The organism is Mesorhizobium sp. IMUNJ 23232 (assembly GCF_044326205.1).
Classification (GTDB): domain Bacteria; phylum Pseudomonadota; class Alphaproteobacteria; order Rhizobiales; family Rhizobiaceae; genus Kumtagia.
In genome coordinates, this window is the sequence record NZ_JBIRCY010000019.1 from 1 (window position 1) to 20,969 (window position 20,969).

Genomic DNA, 20,969 nt, shown 5'->3' on the forward strand with positions numbered 1-20,969 from the left:
TCGACTGCGCGGTGTTGTTCTGGCATTGTCATGAACGTCCATCCGAGGCTCCTGGCTGGCGGTCGCGTGTGTGGTAACCGCAACCTCGCATCCAAGCCTCGGACGGACAACCTCCATAGCAATGACACCTAGGCGAGCCGCTTTACCTGCCTTCGCATCACCCAGCTTGCCGCGAAATGGCCGAACACCAGCACTGCCACGCCGATGCCAAGCGCGATGATCAGGCGGTGGTGTTTGCGGATCGTCTCGCCCAGCAGCGTTTCGGCGCCAAGCCCGAAAAAATATCCGAGACCGCAGAAGATCGCCGCCCACAACAGCGACGACAGCATATTGATGACGACGAAGCGGCCGAACGGGATGTCGGAAAGCCCGGCTGCTACTCCGCCGAACAATCGCATGCCGTAGATGTAGCGGTTGAGGAAGATGAACAGGTTGGGATGATTATGCAGGAAGTCGTGAGCGTGGCTGAAGCCAGGCTTGGCGATGAGCCGTCGCACGATTGCGTGGCCGGCAAAACGCCGGCCCATCAGGAAGAAAAAAGTATCGCCGCCGAAGGCGCCGAGGAACGCCGCCAGATACGCCTGCCACGGCACGAACACCGCCTGGTGTGCGAAGAAGCCGCCGAGGATTGCCGCCGTCTCACCCTCGGTCAGGCAGCCGGCGAAGACGGCGATCAGCCCGTAGCGCTCGATAAGAAGGTGGATCGTGTCGCTCATGCCGGGCGGCCGGTCTCGGGGAGGCGGCTCTCGATGCGTTCCAGCACGGCGCGCAGCGTGGCCATCTCGTCGCGCAGCGCCAGGATGTCCTGGTGCCTGATGTCGTCGAATTTCTCGTGCAGCGCCATGATCTCGATCTCGGCCTTCAGGTTAACCTCATAATCGTGCGACGCGTCGATGCGGTCGCGTTCGGCCTGGCGGTTCTGCGACATCATGATGACCGGCGCTTGCAATGCGGCGATCATAGAGAGCACGAGGTTGAGGAAGATGAAAGGATAGGGATCGAACGCCTTGACCGACAGCAGGACGGTGTTGCCGATTGTCCATATGGCCAGGAAAACGAGGAAGGTGATGATGAAGCTCCAGGATCCCCCGACCCGCGCGATGGTGTCGGCGATGCGGTCGCCGGTCGACATGCCGTGCTCATGGACGGCGTTGATGTCGCGCGATATCGTGCGGCGGTCGATGGCGCTCTGCAGCACGCCCTTCTCCGCCTCGCTCAGGCTTTCCGGTTTGCGCGTCAGCCAGCGCCTGGCGATCTCGGCGAGGGATTTCTGCATGGCACACTCCGTCGGACGGCGGCTGTATTCGGCTGGGCAAGCGGGCTTGTAAATAGGTCGTGACGCGGCGTCGTCATGGAGGATTAGCAGAATGGCGGATTTCGCGGCAATTCGCGCGAGGGCTGAAAAACGCAAGGGCGGGGCGGCAGTTCTCGACAGGCTCTTGGGCGCCGCACCTGACAATCGCGATGTAGCGAAGCTGTCGGACGACCGCATCTTGTCGACGATCGCCGAGCGCGTCTTCGCGGCTGGCTTCGTCTGGCGCGTTATCGAACAGAAATGGCCGGGCTTCGAGGAAGCCTTCCTGCATTTCGAGCCGAAGCGGCTGCTTTTTCAGCCCGACGATTTCTGGCACGAACTGGCGTCGGACAAACGCATCGTGCGCAATCCGCAGAAGATCCACTCAGTGAAGGAGAATGCCGCCTTCGTCGACCGTGTGTCGCGCGAGCACGGCGGTTTCGGAAAATTCCTCGCCGAATGGCCGGCCGACAATCAGGTCGGGCTGATGGGTTTCCTCGGCAAGCATGGCAGCCGGCTGGGCGGCAATACCGGCCAGTATTTCCTGCGCTGGGTGGGCTGGGATTCCTTCATTATTTCCGCCGACATGGCTGCGGCGCTGCGTGACGCCGGCCTCGACATTGCCGAAAGCCCGACCGCCAAGAAGGATTTGCAGAAAATCCAGGACCAGATCAACGCCTGGGTATCCGAGACCGGCCTGCCACGAAAACATGTTTCGCGCATCTTGGCGATGTCCATCGGCGCCAACCACACGCCGCAGGAACTCGCCGAATATATGGGCGAGTGAGGCGACAGTCCGGCGGCTACCGTCCGGCTCTGCCGCGCGCGACAGCCGAGGCGCGCCACAGTACCAGCGAGGTTGCCAGGCAATAGACGCCCATCGCCACGATCTGCAAGGGATAGCTGACGCCGGCATCGATCAGCGCGCCGCTCAAGCCCGGCCCGGCGGCCGATGCCAGCACCGAGGCCGAGACGATCAGCGAGCGGATCGAGCCCAGATGTTTTAACCCGTAGATCTCCGGCCACACCGCCCCGAACAGGGTGGTCGACAGGCCGTTCGACACGCCGATCAGCGCCATGAAGGCGAAGGCGCTCCATTGCGCCTCGACCCCGCCGAGCACGAAGCAGGCGAGACCGAGCGGCAGCAGCACGAAGGGTAGCAGCCTTACGCCGGAATAGCGGTCGATCAACTGGCCGGAAACCAGCGTGAAGCCGGTGTTGATGGCCGCCATCAGGACGAAGGCCGAGGCGAAGACGCCAAGCGACCAGCCGCGCAGTTCGACCAGGTAGACCTGATGGAAGAACACCGTGGTCACGATGAAGCTCGGCGCGGCGACACCGAGCAGCGTCATGTAGAAGACCGGGTCGCGGATCACCTCGCCGCGCGTCCAGTCGCGTGCGTCGACGATGTGCGGCACGGGATCGGTGCTGCGGGGCGTGCGGTTGACGGCGACCAGCGCGACCGCCGCCGGCAGCGCCACCAAGAGCAGCAGTGCCGCGGCCACCAGCCAGCCATTGCGCCAGCCGATCGTCGCGGCAAGCGCCACGAAGGCCAGCGGGAATCCGGCGTCGCCGGCATTGTGGCCGATGATGATGATCGACAGCGCCCGGCCACGCTGCGCGGCGAACCAGCGGGCGATTGCCGTATAGGCGTTGTGGACCATCATGCCCTGGCCGAACAGGCGCAGCAGGTAGATAGTGACCAGCAGCACCGCCACATGATGAGAAAACGCCATCATGACCGCCGCCAGCGCCAGCATCGGCACGACGAACAGCGTCACCTGTTTTACGCTGTAGCGGTCGACGATGGTTCCAAGCCTGGGCAAGGTCAGCGCACTGGCCAGCGTCGCCACCATGTAGATCGTGCCGAACTCGCCATGCGACAGGCCATACTCGGCGCGGATGTCGCCGGACGACAGCGAGATGAAGGTGGTCTGCCCGACAGTCGAGAAGAAGGTGAGCAAAAACCCGCCGGCGAGCCAGCGCGCATTGTCGCGGAGGAAGGCGAGGAAAACCATGACTTTGCCGGATAAGGGTCTCTTGCCCTGATAGGCTGCCCGGCCGCCCGATCCTAGGAGCGATTTCGTCTGGACCAATCGACAGTCTCGCGGGCGGCCTCTTGTCAATGAGATAAGTACATGCTTATCTGTTTGGCATGAACGAGACGGATGTGTTTCGCGCGCTTTCCGATCCGACCCGCCGGGCCGTGTTCGAGCGGCTGGCGGCGGGAGAGAAGAACGCGACCGAACTGCGCGAAGGCTTTGGCGTGTCGCAGCCGGCGATCTCGCAGCATCTGGCGGTGCTGCGCAGCGCCGGCCTGATCCGCGAACGGCGCGAAGGGCGGCATGTGAACTACAGCGTCGAGCCAGAGGGCCTGGAGCCGCTGCTGGGCTGGATCGAACGCCACCGCGCCTTCTGGCCGGCCCGCGTCGACCGGCTGAAGGACCTGCTCAAGGAGATGGACCAATGACGACAAGCAGCGTCGGGGAAAATGGCGAGGTCATCGTCGAATGCGGCCTCGATGCGCCGGCCGAGCGGGTTTGGCGGGCGCTGTCCGTTCCCGAACTCGCCGCCGATTGGCTGGGTGCGGTGCCTGCGGCGAGGGCGGACGAGGATGGTCGGCCAGCCACCAGTTTCGAGATCGTCGACGCAAAGCCTTTTTCGCGGCTGACCTATCGCTGGCGCGACGGCTCGCCGGATGCACGGGGCGACAGTTTCGTCACCGTCGAGATCGCGCCACGCGGGCCGCAAAACACCTGGTTTCGGCTGACGCACCGGGCGCCGGCGATGCCCCTGACGGCAGCCAACGGCAACACGCCGATGACGCTGGCCGCTTGATGCTGTCGGGGTTCAGGTCAACCTGACCTGAACCCCGGCAACCACCAACTCAATTCAAAATCCTGACAGGAGGATCGCGCCATGAGCGCCACGATGCAACTCGTCCCCATGGTCGTCGAACAGTCGCCGCGCGGTGAGCGTTCGTTCGACATTTTTTCACGGCTGCTGCGCGAGCGGATAATTTTTCTCAACGGCGTCGTCGACGACAATTCGTCGGCGCTGATCTGCGCGCAGATGCTGTTCCTCGAGGCCGAGGATCCGAAGAAGGAAATTTCCTTCTACATCAACTCGCCGGGCGGCGTGGTCACCAGCGGCTTCGCCATCTACGACACGATGCAGTTCATCAAATGCCCGGTAGCGACGCTGTGCATGGGCACCGCGCGCTCGATGGGTTCGTTCCTGCTGATGGCGGGCGAGCCCGGCCGCCGCGTCGCGCTGCCCAACGCCAGCATCCTGGTGCACCAGCCGCTCGGCGGCTTTCAGGGCCAGGCCTCGGACATCGAGCGCCACGCGGCCGATATCATCAAGGTGAAGCGCCACATGACCAGCCTCTACGCAAAACACTGCGGCCGCACGGTCGAGGAGGTCGAGCGCACCCTCGACCGCGACTTCTTCATGACGGCGGACGAAGCGAAGGCGTGGGGCATTGTGGATGAGGTGCGGGGCGGGCGAACGTGAAACTTGACCGCGCCGCGGACAACGCTCCCTGATCGAAGGCCGGGAAACTGCCCGGCGGATGGCTTGAAGGACAAGGGAGCCCGCGTCGCGGGCTCCCTTGTCAGACGTGGTTTGCACGGACGCTGAAGGTCCCCGCGCGTTCCGCCGTGTTATGTGACCACGAAATCCACGTTGGTCATCGCAAGGCCGGTGGGAAGCGTGGCGAACTGGGTTTGCGCCACCCCGAAAACGCCATCCGGATCGTAGGACAGCGCCCCGTTCACCGAATTGTAGATGATCCGATCGGTGGCATCCAGGGCAAAGGCACCGATACGGAAGGCGGCCGCCGGCAGGACGCCCACCGCCAGGGCGGTGAAGATCGCGTTTTCCAGTTGGATTGTATCGGTCGCCGGCAGGAAGTCCGTCACGTTGTCGATGTTGCCCGCTCCCAGCGGTGTGTCGAACCGCACGGTGTCGAAGCCGGCCCCAGTCGAGATCGAGTCGTTTCCGGTGCCGCCGCTGAGGAAGTCGTTGCCGTCACCGCCGAACAGACTGTCGTTGCCACCCTGCCCGAAGAGGCGATCGCTGCCGGCGAGCCCGCTCAACGTGTTGTTCAAAGCGTTGCCGACGATGACGTTGCTGAGGGCGTTGCCAATGCCGATGGTCGCGCCGCCGGTCAGGGTCAGGTTCTCGACCTGCAGCCGATCCGGATCGCTCAGGCTCAGGCTGATGGAGCTCTGGACGGTGTCGATGCCGCCGCCGGCCAGTTCGGTAAGCTCGTCGCCCACATTGTCGAAGACATAGGTGTCGTTTCCGGCGCCGCCGTTCATCGTGTCGGCGCCGACCCCGCCATTGAGGAAGTCGTTGCCGTCGCCGCCGAACAGACTGTCGTTGCCGCCCAGGCCGGAGAGGCTGTCGTTGCCGGCAAGCCCGCTCAGCGTGTTGTTCAAGGCGTTGCCGTTGATGACGTTGTTGAGGGCGTTGCCGATGCCGACGGTCGCGCCTCCCGTCAAGGTGAGGTTCTCGACCTGCAACCGATCCGGGTCGCTCAGGCTCAGGCTGATGGAACTCTGGACGGTGTCGGTGCCGCCGCCAGCCAGTTCGGTGAGCTCGTCGCCCACATTGTCGAAGACATAGGTGTCGTTTCCAGCGCCGCCATTCATCTTGTCGGCGCCGATTCCGCCGTTGAGGACGTCGTTGCCGCCCAGGCCGAAGAGGCTGTCGTTGCCGGCGAGCCCGCTGAGCGTGTTGTTCAAGGCATTGCCGACGATGACGTTGTTGAGGGCGTTGCCGATGCCGACGATAGCCGCACCAGTCAGGGTGAGGTTCTCGACCTGTAGTCGATCCGGGTCACTCAGGCTCAGGCTGATGGAGCTCTGGACGGTGTCGATACCGCCGCCGGCCAGTTCGGTGAGTTCGTCGCCAACATTGTCGAAGACATAGGTGTCGTTGCCGGCGCCGCCGTTCATCTTGTCGCCGCCAACCCCGCCATTGAGGAAGTCGTTGCCGTCGCCGCCAAACAGGTTGTCGTTGCCGCCCAGGCCGAAGAGGCTGTCATTTCCGGCGAGCCCGCTCAGCGTGTTGTTCGACGCATTGCCGATGATGATATTGTTCAGGGCGTTGCCGATGCCGACGATCGCGGTGCCGGTCAGCGTGAGGTTCTCCACGTCGAAGCGGCCATCGGCGCTAAGGCTGAAGCTGATGGAACTTTCGACCCGGTCAATACCCTCGTTCTTATTCTCCGCGACCCTGTCGCCGGCATTGTCGACGATATAGAGGTCGTTGCCGAGGCCGCCAATCATGACGTCGGCGCCGAGCCCGCCATTGAGGATATCATCGCCGTCAAGCGCGACGATGACATCGTCGCCGCCCAAGCCACTGATAGTGTCGGCCAAATTGGTGCCGAACAGAATGTTGGCGAAATTGTCGCCATTGATAATAGCCATCAAAACCTCCTTGAACTGGTGCAGCGCATCAGCGAGGCTCAGCCGAACGGAATCGTTGCCGCGGCGGGACTTTCTGCCCGCTGTAGCTGCCATGCGTTTGAATATGGCGACCGGTTTACGACCGGCTCTGAGGGCCAAAAATGGCCACTGTCAGAGGAAATCTCGCATAAAGACGCGCGTTCCCCTCTCGCAAGCCTGAAAATCGCTTGCGTAACCGAATATTACCACAAATAACGTATTGCGAGAAGTCTTATCGTATTATTTCTATCTTTGACGTATGCAACTTATGGTTTTTATTTTGAGTATTAATTTCAGGATTAGTTCTACGGCATCTTGCTTTGCCTCAGTCCGTGGAAAATCAAATATTGGTTTGCAGGAATTATCCGGCTGTAAGCTGCCGGCGGATGACCTCTGTCGGTACGAACATCGGCGCAGCCATTCTTCGGGTCCCTTGCCGGCCCGCTGCTCGCCTCGCGCGGTGCTGCGTGCTTCCGCGCGACACGTACGATCATCGGTCCAGCCGCATCTCGTTGCCGTTGGTCACCGGCCGGAAGCCGAAGCGCGCGTAGAGCTCGTGCGCATCGGAGGTGTTGAGCATCCAGGCGGAAACCGACCCAAGCTCTGGATGGTCGAGCAACGCCTGCACCAGCGCCTTGCCGATGCCCTTGCCGCGATGCTCCGGCCAGACGATCACGTCGGAGATGCGCGCAAAAACCGCCCGGTCGCCTGAGGCGCGGGCGAAACCGGCCTGCTTTCCGTCGATTAGTGCGATGGCGCAGATTGAATTGGCGAATGCGCGCCGATTGATCTCGTCGGTACGCTGGCTGCCCCAGTAGGTGGCTTTCAGCAGGTCGGATGTCGCCTGGAAATCAAGCCGCGACGGGTCGAAGCTGATCTCAAAACCGCTCATGATGGTCCGTGTTATGATTGCCGGGCCGCCCCGTGATAGGCTGTGCGGGCGGTGAAACGGATGGGCGCCCATGCGCAAGGACAGCTTCGAGCGTTTTTACTACGAGAAGGTCGGTCTCGGCGAAGGCTGCGGCTGCGCCGAGCATGTCACCCGCATCCGCGACCTCGACGCCCTTGGCCAAAAGCTGGCGTCGGGCCGCGCCGGGCCAAGTGCGCTGGCCGTCATAACAGGCTGGCTCCGCGAGGGCGTCGCGCTGATCTTCTTGCGCGGGACCAAGGCGAGGCGGTGACGCCAAGACGCTAGCCCCGGTCCCGGAACTTGTTGGTGATCGGGTAGCGCCGGTCGCGGCCGAAATTCTTCCTGGTAATCTTCACGCCGGGGGCGGCCTGCCGGCGCTTGTATTCGGCGATGTAGAGCAGGTGTTCGACGCGCGTCACGGTGGCGCGGTCGTGCCCGCGTGCAACAATCTCCTCGACGCCCATCTCGTTCTCGACCAGGCATTCCAGAATGTCGTCGAGCACGGGGTAGGGCGGCAGCGAATCCTGGTCGGTCTGGTTCTCGCGCAGCTCCGCCGAAGGCGCCTTGTCGATGATGTTCTGCGGGATGACCTGCCCCGACGGCCCCAGCGCGCCGGGCGGCACATGGCCGTTGCGCCACGCCGACAGCGCGTAGACTTGCATCTTGTAGAGGTCCTTGATCGGGTTGAAGCCGCCATTCATGTCGCCATATAGCGTGGCGTAGCCCACCGACATTTCGCTCTTGTTGCCGGTGGTCACCACCATCGAGCCGAACTTGTTGGAGATCGCCATCAGGATGGTGCCGCGCGCACGGCTCTGAAGGTTTTCCTCGGTGATGCCTTCCTTGGTGCCTTCGAAAAGCTGCGTCAGCGCGTGCAAAAAGCCTTCGACCGGCTCGAAGATAGGCACGATGTCGTAGCGGCAGCCGAGCGCCCGCGCGCAGTCCTCGGCATCTTTCAGCGAATCCTTCGACGTGTAGCGATAGGGCATCATCACGCAGCGCACGCGTTCCTCGCCGAGCGCATCGACCGCGAGAGCCGCGCAGATCGCCGAATCGATGCCGCCCGACAGGCCGAGCACGACGTTCTTGAAGCCGTTCTTGTTGACGTAGTCGCGCAGCCCCAGCATGCAGGCGCGGTAATCCGCCTCCTGTTTTTCCGGGATTTTCGACATCGGCCCGTCGACGCAGGCCCAGACGCCGTGGTTCGAGCCTTCCGCCGCGCGCCGCTTCCAGGTGGAGACGGCGACGAATTCCTCGAACTGGCTCATCTGGAAGGCCAGCGAATGGTCGGCGTTGATGGCGAAGGAAGCGCCGTCGAAGATCAGCTCGTCCTGCCCGCCCAACTGGTTGGCGTAGAGCATCGGCAGGCCGGTCTCGACCACCTGCTTGACGACGACCTGCTGGCGCACGTCGATCTTCGCGCGGTAATAGGGCGAGCCGTTGGGCACCAGCAGGATTTCGGCGCCCGATTCGGCCAGCGTCTCGCAGACGCCGAGATCGCCCCAGATGTCCTCGCAGATCGGGATGCCGAGGCGCACGCCACGGAAATTCACCGGCCCGGGCATATGCGGACCCGCCTGGAACACGCGCTTCTCGTCGAACTCGCCATAATTCGGCAGGTCGAGCTTGAAGCGCTCGGCGATAATCTTGCCGCCGTCGGCAACGATGATCGAGTTGTGGGTGCCGCTCTTGCGCTTCAGCGGCGTGCCGATGATGACGCCCGGGCCGCCATCGGCAGTGTCAGCGGCGAAATCCTCGGCGGCCTTTTCGCAGGCCGCCAGGAAGGCCGGCTTCAGCACCAGATCCTCGGGCGGATAGCCGGCCAGAAAAAGTTCCGTGTAGAGCACGAGGTCCGCGCCCTGGCGGGCGGCGTCGGCTCGCGCCTCGCGGGCCTTGGCGAGATTGCCGGCGACGTCGCCAACGATCGGGTTCAACTGGGCGACGGCGATGCGCAGTATGTCGGTGCTCATGCCAGCGGATGTAGCGTGGCGGCGCGTTGCGTGCAACGCGAGGCGCGTGTTGGCGATATCTCAGTCCGGAATTGCTCTTGATCCAGTGGATAGAGGCCATTCCGGCCCGGGCTTCCGACGCGGAACTTGAAATGGCCCGTTTCTTCCGTTAACCCGCCGCCATGACCGTTACCGTTCGTTTCGCCCCGTCGCCGACGGGAAACATCCATATCGGCAACGCTCGCACGGCGCTGTTCAACTGGCTGTTCGCGTTGAAGCACAAGGGACGCTTCGTCCAGCGCTTCGATGACACTGACGTTGCCCGTTCCAAACAGGAATACGCCAACGCGATCCTCTACGACCTGCACTGGCTGGGCATCTATCCCGACGCCACCGACTACCAGTCGCGCCGCTTCGAACATTACGACGAGGCTGTCGAGCGGCTGAAGGCGGCGGGCCTGCTCTATCCCTGCTACGAGACGGCGGAGGAGCTGGAGCTGCGCCGGAAAGTGCGGCTGTCGCGGAAGCTGCCGCCGGTCTATGGCCGCGAGGCGCTGGCGCTGACGTCGGCCGAGATGGCGGCCTTCGAAGCGGAGGGCCGCAAGGCGCATTGGCGATTCCTGCTGCCCAATTACGAAGACGGCGACCCGGAAAAGACGGTGCGCACCGAAATCTCCTGGACTGATGTGGTGCGCGGCGAGGAGACCGTCGACCTTGCCTCACTTTCCGATCCCGTGCTGGTGCGCGAGGACGGCACCTATCTCTACACGCTCCCCTCGGTCGTCGACGACATCGAGATGGGTATCACCCACGTCATCCGTGGCGACGACCATGTCACCAACACCGGCGTGCAGATCGCGCTGTTCCGCGCCCTCGGCGCCGAGCCGCCGCAGTTCGGCCACCACAACCTCCTCACCACCACCACCGGCGAGGGCCTGTCGAAACGCACTGGCGCGCTGTCGATCGGCAGCCTGCGCGAACAGGGCATCGAGCCGATGGCGGTGGCCTCGCTGGCCGTGCTGACCGGCACCTCGGAGAACATTTCCGCGGTGCCGACCATGACGGAACTCGCCGAACGCTTCGAGCCGGATACGGCGTCGAAGTCGGCGGCGAAATTCGACCCGGCCGACCTCGTCGCATTGAACCGCACGCTGCTGCAGCAGATGCCGTTCGCCGAGGCGCGCGACCGGCTGGCGGTGCTGGGTGTTTCCGGTGACAAGGCGGAAGCCTTCTGGCAGGTGGTGCGCGGCAATATCGACACGGTGGCTGACGCGCTGCCGTGGTGGCGCATGCTGCGCGACGGACCGGCGGCGGCGCCAGAGTTTTCGGACGAGGACCGCGATTTCCTGCGCGCCGCCTTCGATCTGTTACCGGAAGAACCGTGGGACGGAACGACCTGGAAGACCTGGACGAGGGCCGTCTTCCAGGAGACCAAACGCAAGGGCAAGGTACTCTATATGCCGCTCAGGCTGGCGCTCACGGGGCTGGCGTCGGGTCCGGAACTTGCGGAGCTGTTGCCGCTTCTGGGTCGGGAAGGAACGCTGGCCCGACGACCCTGACTTTCCGCTCGACCGGCTTCTCCGGCTTGGCGGGTTTGTCCTTGGTGGCATCGGTCGGCGTCGTCACGGCGGGCGCAGGGTCTTTCGGTGCAGCCGGCTGCGGCAGCGGAATGGCGACGATGCTGGATTCCGGCGTCGCGGCGGGCGGCTGTATCTGAAACGGCGGCACATTTTCGCCGGGCGGTGTCGCGGCAACATCCGGTGCTGCGTTCACGTCCGGTTTTGGCGCAGGCGTCGGCAACGCGGTGCTTTCCGCGTCCCCGCCTTCCACCGCACCTTCCTCGGGGACCACAGTCTCCACTGGACGGCTCATGACTTGCGGCGGCGGCGTGCCGGCGATCACCTTGAAATCCTTCTTCGGATTGCAGGCGCACCCGACCGGTTGCGGCACATCGGTTCGCTGGTGCAGGAAGGCGGTCGGCAGCTCGGTGTAAAACCTGCCGGTTTCCGTCGAAACCATGTCTGCCGGCTCGTCGATGCCGCTCGGGCCGAAGAACACCTGCATCTCCGTGCCGGGGCAGGAAGTCTCGCAATTCTTCTGGTCGCGGTCGAAATCGCTAACCGTCGAGGCATAGGAGATCGGGAAGAAATAGCCGTCGCAGGTGCGCACGCACATGGTCTGGTAGCTTTCGCCCATCAGCGCTCTCGGTGCATCGGCAGGCTGTTCTTCCTCCAGTCCGCCTTCCTCAAGCATGAGTTCCAGCGGTGTTCTGGTGTGCCCTTCATCAACGGGATCGGCCAACGCCTCGCGCGGTTCCCCGATTCTCGGGTGCTCTGCCACGGCGTCGTCGCGGCAGCCGTTCGCCTCCAGCGCGGCCAGAACCTTGGCGCGCGAGCGTTTTCCGCCGCCGCCACCCATCTGGCTGCGCTGCTGCTGCAGCGTGTCGAGGTTGCGCCCCATGCGATCGATCGTGGCGTTCAGCGCTGCGCATTGCCGCACGCTGCGGCCAAGCAGCGCGAAGCCGCAGCCGGCGTCCTTTGCCTGTGCGCGCGCAATCGCCATCTGCTCGCGCTGCATTGTTATCGCTTCGTCAAATTTGCGGGCGCGGACGCCGCCCCCGCCATTGCCGGCGCTGACCAGTTCGGCCTCGAGCTGCCGGCAGAGCCGCGTGCTCGCACCGACCGGTTCGGCGGAGGTGAGCACGAGCACGGCCAGACCCGCCAGCAAGGCGATGCCGCCGAACCCGATCCGCAAACCTCTCATTCCATCTCCCGCCCGCCGCGTCGCATGGCATCACGGCGATTCCCGAATCTACCACCCGCTTGTCGGCGACCGCAACTTTGCGGGCCGGACCGGTTTTCGTCGCCGGACGTTACGGCCTCTGCCCAAAGGTCAGCCGGCGAAATGGCGATAGCCGAGCCATGCCGCGAGCATGATGCCAGCCGCCCATAGAAAGAAGATCGCCGCCACGGCGGTTCGGCTCACGGGGCGTTCGGCCGCGAGCGTGGTAGCGGCCCGATGTTCGGCCATCACTTCGGGCGGAATCAGTTTGACGACGGCCACGATGCCGAGAGGCAGGATGATCAGGTCGTCGAGATAGCCGAGCACCGGAATGAAATCGGGAATCAGGTCGATCGGCGACAGCGCGTATCCCGCGACAGCTAGGGCCAGCGCCTTCGCATACCAAGGCGTGCGAGGGTCGCGGGCGGCGAGATAGATCGCATGCGCATCGCGCTTGATAACGCGTGCCCAGTCTTTCAGCCTGCCGATCATCGTGCGACCTTAGCGGGCGGTGGGCGATTCACAATCGCTCAGCATGCTGCTGACCTTCGTCGGCCTTGCAAGCCGCGTCCCGCCGACACATTTTGTCCATATGGGCAAGGACAGCACCGGCTCTGGCAAGTCGCTCGATATTTCCGGTTCGCATGAAATCGACGATTTCGTGCGGCTGGCGAGAACCGTCGCCGCAACGAAAGGTCCGGCCAGCGGCCGGCTGATCCTGGCGCTTGATGCCACGATGAGCCGGCAGCCGACCTGGGATCTCGCCTGCCATCTGCAGGGCGAGATGTTCGACGCCGTTGGCAAGGCAGGCAGCCTGGCCGTGCAACTCGCCTATTTCCGCGGCTTCGCCGAATGCCGTTCCTCGGCCTTCGTGCGCGATACGGCTACGCTGAAGGACCTGATGACCCGTATCGACTGCCGCGCCGGCAATACGCAGATCAAAAAGATCCTTTCCCATACGCTGAAGGAAACGGCGCGCCAGAAGGTCGATGCGCTGGTCTATATCGGCGACGCCTTCGAGGAGGAGATCAGCGCCCTGGCCGAGCAGGCGGGCAAGCTCGGCCTGCACGGCGTTCCGGTCTTCGTCTTCCAGGAAGGCAGGGATGCCCGGGCGGAGAGCGCGTTTCGCGAGATCGCCCGTCTGTCGAAGGGCGCATGGTTCCGTTTCGACCGGGCCGCCGCCGCCACGCTTGCGAAACTGCTGGCTTCGGTGGCAGTCTTCGCGACCGGAGGGGTGAGGGCGCTGGAGGCGCGCAACTTGCCGGAGGACCGATTGCTGATCGAACACATGCGTGGCGGCGCCCGATGACCTACGCGATCGGCGGCCTCGTCGTGCTGCTCGCCATCCTTCTGGTGGTCACGGCATTCCTGAAGGCGGATGCGGTCAAGCTGGCGCGCACGCTGCGCTCGGCCGGGCCATGGGTGCTTGGGTTGTTGGGTCTGGTGCTGTTGCTGGTCGGCAGGGCAGGGTTGGGCGGCCTGATGTTCTCGATGGCGCTGGCCTGGTACGGTGCCTCGCGCATGGCCGCGCCGGCACGGCCAAAGACGGCAGGCAAGCGTTCCAGCGTGCGCACGGCCGCCCTTGAGATGGAACTCGACCACGATACGGGTGCGCTGGAAGGGCTGGTGCTGGCCGGGCGCCACGAGCAGCGCATGCTCGGCACCATGTCGCTCAAGGAGTTGCGAGAACTCTATGACGACCTCAAGGAGGACTGGGAGAGCCGGCAGCTACTTGAGACGTATCTTGATAGCCGGTTTCCCGTCTGGCGCGAACACGCGAAGGCGCAGAGTGGCGACGGGGAGCGAGTTGCGCCAGGTGCGGGCGCCATGACTAAGCAGGAGGCCTACAAGATCCTTGGTCTTGAAGCGGGGGCCTCCCCGGCGGATATCCGCAAGGCGCATCGCCGCCTGATGCAGCGCCTGCACCCCGACCTCGGGGGGACATCGTTCCTCGCGGCGCGCATCAACGAAGCCAAGGATGTCCTTCTCGCCAATCACCACTGACACTCCCGATACACCGTACAAGTTCGGAACAGGCACGAGTTTCTGAATTCAGGCGGAACGCTCGGTCGGACGAAGCTGGAATTGCGGGCCAGCCCCACCTCAATCCGCGTCAGTTCTGGACCGCGTAGCAGCCTACGTCTTTTTTCTTGAGTTGGCTGCAGGCCTTCCAGGCCGCGGCCTTGGTATCAAAGCCGGCGAAGCGGACGCGATGATAGGTGACGCCGTCCTTGTCGAACGGCACGGTGTAGCCCGACGCTGACGCCAGCACCTGCGGCGCCTTGCGGGTGGCGGCTTCCAGCGCCTTGGTGGCTTCCGCCTTGCTCGGCGACGACGCCACCTGGATCACCCAGCCCGACGGCTCGACCGAGGCGGTCTTTACAGCGTCGACGTCGACGGACGGACGTGGCTCCGGGGCCGCGTAGGCTTCTTCCAGCACAGCCGTGGTCGTGGTCTCCTTCGCCTTGGCCGGCGCTTCGGCGGCAACCTTCGCAACGGCCTTGGCGGCGGGACGGGCTTCTTCCGTGCGCTCGACGAAGGCGGCGACTTCCTGGTCCTGGTCGTCTCCAGGGGCGGCCTCGGGTGCCTGATCCTTCTTCCTAGGCAGCATTGCCTTGGCAATGTCCATGACCGTGCCGCCGTCGGCCTTCGCCACCAGCGGGCCACCCTTGCGGCCGCTCGCCTTTGGCAGATATTTCTCGATCAGTCCGGCCATCTGGACGTCGCGGCTGCTTGCGCTCTGGCCGCCCATGACCACGGCGACGATGCGGCGATTGCCATCGGAAACCGACGAGACCAGGTTGAAGCCGGACGCACGCGTATAACCCGTCTTGATGCCGTCGACGCCCTTGATCTTGCCGAGCAGCCGATTGTGGTTGGCAATGCGCTGCCTGCCATAGGTGAAGGAACGGACGGAGAAATAGGAATAATACTGCGGAAAATGTTCGCGCAGCGCGATACCCAGCGTCGCCATGTCATGCGCGGTGGTGAACTGGCCCGTATTGGGCAGGCCGTGCGGATTGCGGAAGATCGTGCCTTCCATGCCAAGCGCGCGGGCCTTCGACGTCATCATGCGGGCGAAACCGGCTTCCGAGCCGCCGATCAGTTCGGCCAGCGCCTCCGCCGAATCATTGGCCGAGCGGGTGACCAGCGAATAGATCGCGGTCTCCACCGTGACGGACTTGCCAGCCTTCACGCCGAGCTTGGTCGGCGGCTGGGCGGCGGCCTGCGCTGAGAACGTGACGGGCGTCGACTTCTTGATCTTGCCGCGCTTCATCGCCTCGAAGGTGAGGTAGAGCGTCATCATCTTGGTCAGCGAGGCGGGATAGCGCCGCGAATTGGCGTTGGCCGAAAACAGCGTCTTGCCGGTGTTGGCGTCGATCACGATCGCGGCATAACGCGAGTCTGCCGCCGAGGCGGCGACGGGCGTCAGACCGACGGCGGCCGCGAGAAGGCCGGCTGCGATCGTTGCCGGAGAGCACAAGGCTTTGAAAAAACGGATAGCAGTCGCCTGACGCACTGTTAACACCCTTTGAGATTTGTCGTTGCACCCGGGAGGCGGCAAAGGTTCCTGCCTCGAACGGTGAGAATAGGCCGGGCGCGTTACCAATCCGTTTATGGTAACCAGATCGTTCAGGAATTCGCTCGGGCTTTAGGCCAGAATGATTCAAAGTTGAGCGGTCTGGGCGCGCTCAAAGCCTTACGTGGCAAGCTTCCCTTGACAATTTGTGCATTGCACAATAAATAATCATGCGGCGCATATAAATGCTCCGCTTGTTCCCCCGCACGAGGACTGTCATGACCCCGATGTTTGAAGATGCCGGCGTATACGGCAAGGAGTTCGTCGATAACGGCCTGAAGAGCTTTGCCTCGGTTTCCAAGGCGGCCCAGGCGATCGTCACCGAGGCCACCGACTACACCAAGAAGTCCTATGAGACCGGCGCCGCGACGTTCGAGAAGCTGTTCTCGGCCAAGTCGCTGGAGAGCGCGGTCGAAATCCAGGCTGACTATGCCAAGAAGGCCTATGAGGGCTTCGTCGCCGAACAGAGCAAGCTTTCCGGCCTCTATGCCGACATGGCGAAGGAAGCCTACAAGCCGTTCGAATCGCTCGTCGCCAAGGCCAAGTGACGACTTACCGCCAGTCATCATTGCCCATCGCCGGTTCGCCGGCAGACCCGGTCGCGCTTCGCGGCCGGGTTTTTTGTTGCCCGCCGAGGCATCAATCGTCGGTGAACGGGCCGACTGATGACTCAACCATATTGTCACCCCAATAGAAGGGCTTAAAATCACGACGCAGCGACCTACATGTGACGGGCGGGAGAAACACCCGCGGAAGGAAAGGACCTGTGAGACAAGGCGGGGAAGCCACGGCGCGGCGAGTGGCAAAAATGCAAGGCGGTGACCAGGACGGGCGTGGACCGGGCCGGGGCACGGCAGTGATCACGCGCACCAAACCGAAGACCAAGAAACCCAGCCTCTATCGCGTCCTTATCCTCAACGATGACTACACGCCGATGGAGTTCGTGATCCACATTCTGGAGCGGTTTTTCCAGAAAGATCGGGAAAGCGCCACGCGCATCATGCTCCACGTCCACAATCACGGGGTGGGCGAATGCGGCGTCTATACATTCGAAGTGGCCGAGACCAAAGTGGCCCAGGTCATGGATTTCGCCCGACAGAATCAACATCCGCTGCAATGCGTGATGGAAAAGAAGTGAGGTAACATGCCGGCTTTCTCCCCGGGGCTTGAAAAAGCCCTTCATCAGGCCCTCACTTTCGCCAATGAGCGCCATCATGAATATGCGACGCTGGAGCATCTGCTGCTGGCGCTGATCGATGATTCCGAGGCAGGCGCCGTCATGCGCGCTTGCAACGTCGATCTCGACGAACTGCGCCGCACGGTGCTGAACTACATCGACACCGAACTCGACAACCTCGTCACCGGCTACGACGAGGATTCCAAGCCGACCGCTGGCTTCCAGCGCGTCATCCAGCGCGCCGTCATCCACGTCCAGTCCTCCGGCCGCGACGAGGTGTCGGGCGCCAATGTGCTCGTCGCTATCTTTGCCGAGCGCGAGAGCCACGCCGCCTATTTCCTGCAGGAACAGCAGATGACCCGCTACGACGCGGTCAACTACATCAGCCACGGGATCGCCAAGCGTCCAGGCGCCGGCGAGAGCCGCACGCCGCGCGGCGCCGAGGAAGAACAGAACGGCGCGCAGGGCAGCGGCGAGGCCGAGGAGACCGGCAACGGCAAGAAGAAGCAGCAGGACGCGCTGACCGCGTACTGTGTCGATCTGAATAAGAAGGCCAAGTCGGGCAAGATCGACCCTCTGATCGGCCGCAGCGACGAGATCAACCGCACCATCCAGATACTCTGCCGCCGCTCCAAGAATAACCCGCTCTACGTCGGCGATCCCGGCGTCGGCAAGACGGCGATCGCCGAAGGCCTCGCCAAGCGCATCGTCGAGGGCGACGTGCCGAAGGTGCTGGCGGGCGCCACCATCTTCGCGCTCGACATGGGCACGCTGCTCGCCGGAACCCGCTACCGCGGCGACTTCGAGGAGCGCCTGAAGCAGGTGGTCAAGGAACTGGAGGAGTTTCCGGGCGCCATCCTGTTCATCGACGAGATTCATACCGTCATCGGCGCCGGCGCCACGTCCGGCGGCGCGATGGATGCGTCCAACCTCTTGAAGCCGGCCCTGTCGTCGGGTGCCATCCGCTGCATCGGTTCGACCACCTATAAGGAATTCCGCCAGTTCTTCGAGAAGGACCGCGCGCTGGTGCGGCGCTTCCAGAAGATCGACGTGAAGGAGCCGACGATCGAGGACACGATCGAGATCATGAAAGGGCTGAAACCCTATTATGAGGACTTCCACCAGGTGAAGTTCACCAACGAGGCCATCAAGGCGGCGGTGGAACTTTCGGCGCGTTACATCAACGACAGAAAACTGCCGGACAAGGCGATCGACGTGATCGACGAGACCGGCGCCTCGCAGATGCTGTTGCCGGAGGCCAAGCGCAAGAAGACGATCACCATCAAGGAGATCGAGGCAACCGTCGCCACGATGGCGCGTATCCCGCCCAAGACCGTATCGGCCGATGACGAGCAGGTCCTCCAGACGCTCGACGCCGAACTGCGCCGCGTCGTCTACGGCCAGGACACGGCCATCTCGGCGCTGTCTTCGGCGATCAAGCTGGCACGGGCCGGCCTGCGCGAACCGGAGAAGCCGATCGGCTGCTACCTGTTCTCGGGTCCGACCGGCGTCGGCAAGACCGAGGTGGCGAAGCAGCTCGCTTCGTCGCTCGGCGTCGAACTGCTGCGCTTCGACATGTCGGAATATATGGAGCGCCACACTGTCAGCCGCCTGATCGGCGCGCCTCCCGGCTATGTCGGCTTCGACCAGGGTGGCTTGCTGACCGACGGCGTCGACCAGCATCCGCATTGCGTGCTGCTGCTCGACGAGGTCGAGAAGGCGCATCCGGACCTGTTCAACATCCTGTTGCAGGTCATGGACCACGGCAAGCTGACCGATCACAACGGCAAGTCGATCGACTTCCGCAACGTCATCCTGATCATGACCACCAATGCGGGCGCGTCGGACGCGCAGCGCGCGGCGATCGGTTTCGGGTCGACCAAGCGCGAGGGCGACGACGTGGAGGCGATCAACCGGCTGTTCACGCCGGAGTTCCGCAACCGCCTCGACGCGATCATCCCGTTCGGCTCGCTGCCGGTGCCGGTGATCCATCAGGTCGTGCAGAAGTTCGTGATGCAGCTTGAGGCCCAGCTTTCCGACCGCGGCGTCACCTTCGACCTTGCGCCGGAGGCGATCGCCTGGCTGGCCGACAAGGGTTACGACGAGCGCATGGGCGCGCGGCCGCTGGCCCGCGTCATCCAGGAGCACATCAAGAAGCCGCTGGCCGACGAGGTGCTGTTTGGCCGCCTGAAGAAGGGCGGCACGGTGCGCGTCACCGTCGAGACCAAGGAGAGCGGCGAGAAGGGCCTGAAGCTCGATGCGCTGGCCGACGAGATCCCGGTCAAGCCGAAGAAGGAAGAGGAGCCGCGCAGCAAGCCGGCCCGAAAAGCTTCGGCAAAAAAGGCCGCGCCGAAGAAGGCCGTCGCGCAAAAGCCGAAACTGGCGCCGCCGGCCAAGGACGGCGCCAAGCGCAGCCTCGTGCCGCAACTGCCGCGCAAGGGGTAGTTCGGGCTGACGATATCGGAACAAAAACGGCCGCCGCGAGGCGGCCGTTTTTTATGCCAGTTGGACTGTTGCGGCTTCCCCGGGGGAGAAGGTGGGCCGACCGGGGATGAGGGCCGGCGCTACCGTCACTCCGAAGAATGACTATTGCGCCGCCCGCCCGTATTTCTTCAAAATCGCCCTCAGCTCATCATGCGGCAGGCCGAACAGCCGGTGGCCGTTGCCGCCGGTCATCGTCTCCGCCGCCACCATCGCATTGACGATCGCTTCCTCGGTCGCGTCGACCGTCGCCGTGAAGATCGGGTCCATGTTGCCTTGCGACACCTGCTTGAACGGCGCCACCTCGTCGTCCGACACGTCGTTGGCGCCTTCGGCGGTCGAGAACGACACGATCAGGTCGCCCGATGTGTTGCCGGAGAACGAACCCAGCCGGCCAAGGCCGAGCGAGGCGCGGCGTGCCACGCGGTTCAGCTGATGCGGAAGCAGCGGCGCGTCGGTCGCCACGACGATGATGATTGAGCCGTCATCCGGGGGAGGGGTGCCGCCCTTACCGTCGGCGGCGCATTTCGGCTTCTTCTCCTCCGAGCCCGCCACGTCGGCCGCGTAGCAGGGCAGCCAGGTCTTGCCCAGTTCCTCGCCGACCGGTGCGCCGGCAATCCGCAGCACCGTGCGCAGGCCGGTGTTGCACTGCGCCAGCACGCCGACCGTGTAAGACTTGTTCTCCACCTCGACGACGCGTGACGACGTTCCGATGCCGCCCTTGAAGCCGAAGCAGCGCATGCCGGTGCCGCCGCCGACATTGCCTTCCGCGACCGCGCCGCCGGCCGCCTTGTCGATCGCCTGCATCGCCGTCTCGGGCTTTACATGGAAACCCTCGATGTCGTTCAGCCCGCCGTCATAGGTCTCGGCCACCACGGGCCACAACGCGTCGCCGAACTTGTTGGACGTCCATTGCTGGATGCCGGCATAGACTTGGCCGATGGCGTTGGTGTTGCTGATGCCGATCGGCCCGTAGACCATGCCGAAATCCTGCAGATAGGACTGGCCGGTCATCTCGCCATTGCCGTTCAGGTTGAAGAAACCGCCGTAAACCGGCTTGGCGCTTTCCTTGCCGCGCGGCAACACGACGGTGACGCCCGTTCGCACCGGCCCGACGCCCTTCTCGCGTTTGCCCTCGCCGCTTATCAGCGTCACTTGGCCGACCTCGACCCCCTTGACGTCGGTGATGGCGTTGAGCGGCCCTGCCTTGCCGGCGAACGGCACGCCGAGATCGCGCGCCCGCTCCGCCGCGTGAACGCCGGTCGCCACCGTGCCCGCGAGCAGCATTGCCGCAAAACCCTTGCCCAGAATTCTCATGATCCCTCCCTGCATGATCGA

General features: G+C 63.9%; 21 protein-coding genes. 11 read left to right on the forward strand and 10 right to left on the reverse strand.

Annotated features, from left to right (window positions below; translation table 11 throughout):
- Nucleotides 1-128: 128 nt before the first annotated feature.
- Both ACH196_RS15780 and ACH196_RS15785 read right to left on the reverse strand, forming a co-directional pair.
- Nucleotides 129-716, reverse strand: coding sequence for a DedA family protein (locus tag ACH196_RS15780; protein WP_396647864.1), 588 nt, complete (start codon nt 714-716; stop codon nt 129-131).
- Complete coding sequence (locus ACH196_RS15785) at nt 713-1,276, reverse strand: DUF1003 domain-containing protein (RefSeq protein WP_396647865.1); 564 nt, start codon at nt 1,274-1,276, stop codon at nt 713-715. Before ACH196_RS15785 ends, ACH196_RS15780 begins: the two co-directional genes overlap by 4 nt.
- A gap of 91 nt (nt 1,277-1,367) precedes the next feature.
- On the opposite strand from ACH196_RS15785, the gene ACH196_RS15790 reads away from it, so the two are divergent.
- Entirely contained in the window at nt 1,368-2,081 is a 714-nt protein-coding gene (locus ACH196_RS15790) for a DNA-3-methyladenine glycosylase I (RefSeq protein WP_396647866.1), read from the forward strand.
- Between the two features lie 16 nt (nt 2,082-2,097).
- Here ACH196_RS15790 and ACH196_RS15795 read toward each other — a convergent pair whose 3' ends face one another.
- Nucleotides 2,098-3,312 (reverse strand): MFS transporter, encoded by a 1,215-nt coding sequence (locus ACH196_RS15795; protein WP_396647867.1) that lies wholly within the window; start codon nt 3,310-3,312, stop codon nt 2,098-2,100.
- Between the two features lie 137 nt (nt 3,313-3,449).
- Here ACH196_RS15795 and ACH196_RS15800 point away from each other — a divergent pair, with 137 nt between their 5' ends.
- From ACH196_RS15800 to ACH196_RS15810, 3 genes are all read left to right on the forward strand, one after another.
- Nucleotides 3,450-3,764 carry an ArsR/SmtB family transcription factor gene (locus ACH196_RS15800; RefSeq protein WP_396647868.1) on the forward strand — a complete coding sequence of 105 codons (315 nt, stop codon included), beginning with the start codon at nt 3,450-3,452 and terminating at the stop codon, nt 3,762-3,764.
- Entirely contained in the window at nt 3,761-4,132 is a 372-nt protein-coding gene (locus tag ACH196_RS15805) for an SRPBCC domain-containing protein (protein ID WP_396647869.1), read from the forward strand. The genes ACH196_RS15800 and ACH196_RS15805 overlap by 4 nt, the downstream gene beginning before the upstream one ends.
- A gap of 81 nt (nt 4,133-4,213) precedes the next feature.
- Nucleotides 4,214-4,810 carry an ATP-dependent Clp protease proteolytic subunit gene (locus ACH196_RS15810; RefSeq protein ID WP_396647870.1) on the forward strand — a complete coding sequence of 199 codons (597 nt, stop codon included), beginning with the start codon at nt 4,214-4,216 and terminating at the stop codon, nt 4,808-4,810.
- A gap of 149 nt (nt 4,811-4,959) precedes the next feature.
- Here the strand turns inward: ACH196_RS15810 and ACH196_RS15815 are convergent, their stop codons facing one another.
- Together ACH196_RS15815 and ACH196_RS15820 are read right to left on the reverse strand one after the other, a co-directional pair.
- On the reverse strand, nt 4,960-6,735 hold the full coding sequence (locus ACH196_RS15815) for a calcium-binding protein (protein ID WP_396647871.1): 1,776 nt from the start codon (nt 6,733-6,735) through the stop codon (nt 4,960-4,962).
- A 508-nt stretch (nt 6,736-7,243) separates the two neighbouring features.
- Nucleotides 7,244-7,645: a GNAT family N-acetyltransferase gene (locus ACH196_RS15820; RefSeq protein WP_396647872.1), complete on the reverse strand. Its 402-nt coding sequence runs from the start codon at nt 7,643-7,645 to the stop codon at nt 7,244-7,246.
- 70 nt (nt 7,646-7,715) lie between these two features.
- Here ACH196_RS15820 and ACH196_RS15825 point away from each other — a divergent pair, with 70 nt between their 5' ends.
- Complete coding sequence (locus ACH196_RS15825; protein ID WP_396647873.1) at nt 7,716-7,934, forward strand: hypothetical protein; 219 nt, start codon at nt 7,716-7,718, stop codon at nt 7,932-7,934.
- Nucleotides 7,935-7,944: 10 nt separating this feature from the next.
- Here the strand turns inward: ACH196_RS15825 and ACH196_RS15830 are convergent, their stop codons facing one another.
- Entirely contained in the window at nt 7,945-9,633 is a 1,689-nt protein-coding gene (locus ACH196_RS15830; RefSeq protein WP_396647874.1) for an NAD+ synthase, read from the reverse strand.
- A gap of 161 nt (nt 9,634-9,794) precedes the next feature.
- Between ACH196_RS15830 and gltX the strand changes: the two genes are divergently transcribed.
- Nucleotides 9,795-11,171, forward strand: a complete 1,377-nt coding sequence (gltX, locus tag ACH196_RS15835) for a glutamate--tRNA ligase (protein ID WP_396647875.1) — start codon at nt 9,795-9,797, stop codon at nt 11,169-11,171.
- Here gltX and ACH196_RS15840 read toward each other — a convergent pair.
- Nucleotides 11,089-12,375 carry a DUF2865 domain-containing protein gene (locus tag ACH196_RS15840; protein ID WP_396647876.1) on the reverse strand — a complete coding sequence of 429 codons (1,287 nt, stop codon included), beginning with the start codon at nt 12,373-12,375 and terminating at the stop codon, nt 11,089-11,091. The genes gltX and ACH196_RS15840 overlap by 83 nt on opposite strands.
- 129 nt (nt 12,376-12,504) lie before the next feature.
- Complete coding sequence (locus ACH196_RS15845) at nt 12,505-12,885, reverse strand: YkvA family protein (RefSeq protein WP_396647877.1); 381 nt, start codon at nt 12,883-12,885, stop codon at nt 12,505-12,507.
- 100 nt (nt 12,886-12,985) lie between these two features.
- On the opposite strand from ACH196_RS15845, the gene ACH196_RS15850 reads away from it, so the two are divergent.
- Both ACH196_RS15850 and ACH196_RS15855 read left to right on the forward strand, forming a co-directional pair.
- Nucleotides 12,986-13,702, forward strand: a complete 717-nt coding sequence (locus ACH196_RS15850) for a VWA domain-containing protein (RefSeq protein ID WP_396647974.1) — start codon at nt 12,986-12,988, stop codon at nt 13,700-13,702.
- Nucleotides 13,699-14,397: a DnaJ domain-containing protein gene (locus ACH196_RS15855; RefSeq protein ID WP_396647878.1), complete on the forward strand. Its 699-nt coding sequence runs from the start codon at nt 13,699-13,701 to the stop codon at nt 14,395-14,397. The genes ACH196_RS15850 and ACH196_RS15855 overlap by 4 nt, the downstream gene beginning before the upstream one ends.
- Nucleotides 14,398-14,506: 109 nt before the next feature.
- Here ACH196_RS15855 and ACH196_RS15860 read toward each other — a convergent pair whose 3' ends face one another.
- Nucleotides 14,507-15,913, reverse strand: a complete 1,407-nt coding sequence (locus ACH196_RS15860; protein ID WP_396647879.1) for a D-alanyl-D-alanine carboxypeptidase — start codon at nt 15,911-15,913, stop codon at nt 14,507-14,509.
- A gap of 278 nt (nt 15,914-16,191) precedes the next feature.
- Here ACH196_RS15860 and ACH196_RS15865 point away from each other — a divergent pair, with 278 nt between their 5' ends.
- The 3 genes from ACH196_RS15865 (at nt 16,192) to clpA (ending at nt 19,595) form a co-directional block, all read left to right on the forward strand.
- On the forward strand, nt 16,192-16,521 hold the full coding sequence (locus ACH196_RS15865) for a phasin family protein (RefSeq protein WP_396647880.1): 330 nt from the start codon (nt 16,192-16,194) through the stop codon (nt 16,519-16,521).
- A gap of 260 nt (nt 16,522-16,781) precedes the next feature.
- Nucleotides 16,782-17,111, forward strand: coding sequence for an ATP-dependent Clp protease adapter ClpS (gene clpS, locus ACH196_RS15870; protein WP_349007921.1), 330 nt, complete (start codon nt 16,782-16,784; stop codon nt 17,109-17,111).
- A 6-nt stretch (nt 17,112-17,117) separates the two neighbouring features.
- Nucleotides 17,118-19,595, forward strand: coding sequence for an ATP-dependent Clp protease ATP-binding subunit ClpA (gene clpA / locus ACH196_RS15875; RefSeq protein ID WP_396647881.1), 2,478 nt, complete (start codon nt 17,118-17,120; stop codon nt 19,593-19,595).
- A gap of 141 nt (nt 19,596-19,736) precedes the next feature.
- Here clpA and ACH196_RS15880 read toward each other — a convergent pair whose 3' ends face one another.
- Complete coding sequence (locus ACH196_RS15880) at nt 19,737-20,948, reverse strand: P1 family peptidase (protein ID WP_396647882.1); 1,212 nt, start codon at nt 20,946-20,948, stop codon at nt 19,737-19,739.
- Nucleotides 20,949-20,969: the final 21 nt, after the last annotated feature.

Excerpts from the sequence above, each read along its gene's own strand:
- ACH196_RS15780 (WP_396647864.1), bottom strand. The coding sequence starts at position 716 with ATGAGCGACACGATCCACCTTCTTATCGAGCGCTACGGGCTGATCGCC.
- ACH196_RS15785 (WP_396647865.1), bottom strand. The coding sequence starts at position 1,276 with ATGCAGAAATCCCTCGCCGAGATCGCCAGGCGCTGGCTGACGCGCAAA.
- ACH196_RS15790 (WP_396647866.1), top strand. The coding sequence starts at position 1,368 with ATGGCGGATTTCGCGGCAATTCGCGCGAGGGCTGAAAAACGCAAGGGC.
- ACH196_RS15795 (WP_396647867.1), bottom strand. The coding sequence starts at position 3,312 with ATGGTTTTCCTCGCCTTCCTCCGCGACAATGCGCGCTGGCTCGCCGGC.
- ACH196_RS15800 (WP_396647868.1), top strand. The coding sequence starts at position 3,450 with ATGAACGAGACGGATGTGTTTCGCGCGCTTTCCGATCCGACCCGCCGG.
- ACH196_RS15805 (WP_396647869.1), top strand. The coding sequence starts at position 3,761 with ATGACGACAAGCAGCGTCGGGGAAAATGGCGAGGTCATCGTCGAATGC.
- ACH196_RS15810 (WP_396647870.1), top strand. The coding sequence starts at position 4,214 with ATGAGCGCCACGATGCAACTCGTCCCCATGGTCGTCGAACAGTCGCCG.
- ACH196_RS15815 (WP_396647871.1), bottom strand. The coding sequence starts at position 6,735 with ATGGCTATTATCAATGGCGACAATTTCGCCAACATTCTGTTCGGCACC.
- ACH196_RS15820 (WP_396647872.1), bottom strand. The coding sequence starts at position 7,645 with ATGAGCGGTTTTGAGATCAGCTTCGACCCGTCGCGGCTTGATTTCCAG.
- ACH196_RS15825 (WP_396647873.1), top strand. The coding sequence starts at position 7,716 with ATGCGCAAGGACAGCTTCGAGCGTTTTTACTACGAGAAGGTCGGTCTC.
- ACH196_RS15830 (WP_396647874.1), bottom strand. The coding sequence starts at position 9,633 with ATGAGCACCGACATACTGCGCATCGCCGTCGCCCAGTTGAACCCGATC.
- gltX (WP_396647875.1), top strand. The coding sequence starts at position 9,795 with ATGACCGTTACCGTTCGTTTCGCCCCGTCGCCGACGGGAAACATCCAT.
- ACH196_RS15840 (WP_396647876.1), bottom strand. The coding sequence starts at position 12,375 with ATGAGAGGTTTGCGGATCGGGTTCGGCGGCATCGCCTTGCTGGCGGGT.
- ACH196_RS15845 (WP_396647877.1), bottom strand. The coding sequence starts at position 12,885 with ATGATCGGCAGGCTGAAAGACTGGGCACGCGTTATCAAGCGCGATGCG.
- ACH196_RS15850 (WP_396647974.1), top strand. The coding sequence starts at position 12,986 with ATGGGCAAGGACAGCACCGGCTCTGGCAAGTCGCTCGATATTTCCGGT.
- ACH196_RS15855 (WP_396647878.1), top strand. The coding sequence starts at position 13,699 with ATGACCTACGCGATCGGCGGCCTCGTCGTGCTGCTCGCCATCCTTCTG.
- ACH196_RS15865 (WP_396647880.1), top strand. The coding sequence starts at position 16,192 with ATGACCCCGATGTTTGAAGATGCCGGCGTATACGGCAAGGAGTTCGTC.
- clpS (WP_349007921.1), top strand. The coding sequence starts at position 16,782 with ATGCAAGGCGGTGACCAGGACGGGCGTGGACCGGGCCGGGGCACGGCA.
- clpA (WP_396647881.1), top strand. The coding sequence starts at position 17,118 with ATGCCGGCTTTCTCCCCGGGGCTTGAAAAAGCCCTTCATCAGGCCCTC.
- ACH196_RS15880 (WP_396647882.1), bottom strand. The coding sequence starts at position 20,948 with ATGAGAATTCTGGGCAAGGGTTTTGCGGCAATGCTGCTCGCGGGCACG.